The organism is Promineifilum sp. (SeqCode) (assembly GCF_041918635.1).
GTDB lineage: Bacteria > Chloroflexota > Anaerolineae > Promineifilales > Promineifilaceae > Promineifilum.
Map to the genome: position 1 here is coordinate 1 of NZ_JAYRVJ010000375.1, position 1,878 is coordinate 1,878.

The 1,878-nt window shown below is 64.4% G+C and carries 2 protein-coding genes and 2 pseudogenes; 3 read left to right on the forward strand and 1 reads right to left on the reverse strand.

The genetic code is table 11. From position 1 onward, the window contains the following. Positions 1-765: pseudogene (locus tag ACE3UY_RS11835) on the reverse strand (hypothetical protein); the annotation flags it as partial. 180 nt (positions 766-945) lie between these two features. On the opposite strand from ACE3UY_RS11835, the gene ACE3UY_RS11840 reads away from it, so the two are divergent. The 3 genes and pseudogenes from ACE3UY_RS11840 to ACE3UY_RS11850 all read left to right on the forward strand — a co-directional run. Then, entirely contained in the window at positions 946-1,221 is a 276-nt protein-coding gene (locus ACE3UY_RS11840) for a hypothetical protein (protein ID WP_374687729.1), read from the forward strand. Beyond that, positions 1,218-1,592, forward strand: coding sequence for a retropepsin-like aspartic protease (locus tag ACE3UY_RS11845; RefSeq protein WP_374687730.1), 375 nt, complete (start codon positions 1,218-1,220; stop codon positions 1,590-1,592). The genes ACE3UY_RS11840 and ACE3UY_RS11845 overlap by 4 nt, the downstream gene beginning before the upstream one ends. Before the next feature lie 64 nt (positions 1,593-1,656). Further along, a pseudogene (locus ACE3UY_RS11850) lies at positions 1,657-1,878 on the forward strand (DNA polymerase III subunit gamma/tau); the annotation flags it as partial.

The following is a 1,878-nucleotide window of genomic DNA, read 5'->3' on the forward strand; positions in this document are numbered from 1 at the left end:
CTGGATCGAGATCGGAATCTCAGGCGAGAAGGAGATCCACGTGCCCCGGTTTTGCAGGCAGGGGTCAAAGCCGTCGAAACAGATGACCAGACGGAGGGTGTAGTTGCCCGGCTCGGGCAGGTTGATGTGATCCTCCCACGTCAGACCGCCGGGTTTCACGAACACGTCCGGGCCGGCCCAACTGTCCTGGAGCCATTCAGGCCTATCCACCCCATCCTTCTTGGGCATGACGCCGACGGCCGAGTACTGCACGTCGCCGCCGGTGGTGTTGCCGACACGAAACTCGAACCATATGTTGCCGTTAGTCCTCAGCTCGGCGCGGTCTTGCAGGGCGAAGTGCTCGCCAACCAGACCGTTGGCGCTGAAAGAGGGCGGGGGCGGCACAGGGGTGTTCGTCGGCGGCGCGGCCGTCGGCGGGATGGCCGTGGGCTGAACCGGCCGCGGCGTGGGCGGGATGGGCGTGGGCGGGACAGCCGTGGCCGTCGGCGTGTCGGTGACAGCGGGCGTCGCGGTAGCCGTCGGCGGCACGTCCGTGGGCACGGCCGTCGGCGGGGGCGGCGGCGGCAGGGTGGCCGCCGTGGTGGGCGTGGCCGCCGGCGCGGCCGTCGTGGCAGTCGCCGGGGCCGCCTCGGTGGGGGCGACTTCGGCCACCTCGGTGGCGGCCTCCGTGGCCTCGGGCGTCTCTTCAGCCGCGCCGCCGCAGCCGAACAGCAGAGCCATGAGCAAGAGGGCGGCCAGCGCCGCGCGCAATGGATAGCGTTTCATTGGACTTCTCTCCGTGCACTAGAAACCGAGTTTCTTCTGAGAAACTCGGTTTCTACTATAAGTAGGTGCCTATAAGGGTAGCGCATTCCGGCCGAAATGGGCAGTTGTAACCAAGATTCTCAGAAGAAACTCGGTTTCGATCATCCTTGTGCTACAATGGCGGTAGAGGAACTTATCGAGATGAAGTGGAATACCGTGCGCGAAAACTACCCGAGCCAATGGTTGTTGGTCGAGGCGATGGCGGCCCATTCCGAGGGGGGGCAGCGCGTGCTTGAAGAACTGGCCGTGATCGACACCTTTCCCGATTCGATTGCGGCCTGGCGACGCTATATGAAACTTCATCACGAGGCCGCCAATCGCGAATTCTACATCCTCCACACCGACCGCGAACAGCTCGACATCGCCGAGCGCGTTTGGCTTGGTGTTCGTCTGGCCGAATCCCACAGCGCTTCATGAATCTCACCATCCGTGACGGCCTGCCGTTCGTCACCGCCGAGATTGAGTACGGCGGTCAACTCCTGACTATTGAGAACGCCCTGCTGGATACCGGTTCGGCCGGCACGCTGTTCCAGGTCGAGCGCCTTCTGACCGTCGGCGTTCGCATGGAACCGGATGACATGATTCGCCGCATCAGGGGCGTGGGTGGCACGGAGTTCGTTTTCTCCAAGCAGATAGATGCGCTAACCGTCGGAGGTTTGCGCGTGCGCGGCTTTGAAGTTGAGGTAGGCGCGCTAGATTACGGGTTCGATCTCGACGGTATCATCGGCCTTGATTTTCTCATGGCCGTTGGGGCGAAGATTGACCTGGGTGATCTGACGATTTCCTGACGGCGCTCCTCACTCTCGCATTCATGTTACGTGCCACTTCCCCGCCGCGGGGTACAATAATCCCATGCACACCCTCCCCCCCGGCTGGCATCACGTTGTCGGCCACGATTGGGCCGTCCGGCTGTTGGCCGGGGCGCTGGCCCACGACCGGGCCGGCCACGCCTACCTGTTCACCGGGCCGGACCAGATCGGCAAGATGACGCTGGCCCGCGCCTTTGCCGCCGCGCTCAATTGCGAGGCCGAGCCGGGCGCGCGGCCGTGCGGCCGCTGCCGCGCCTGCCGCCTC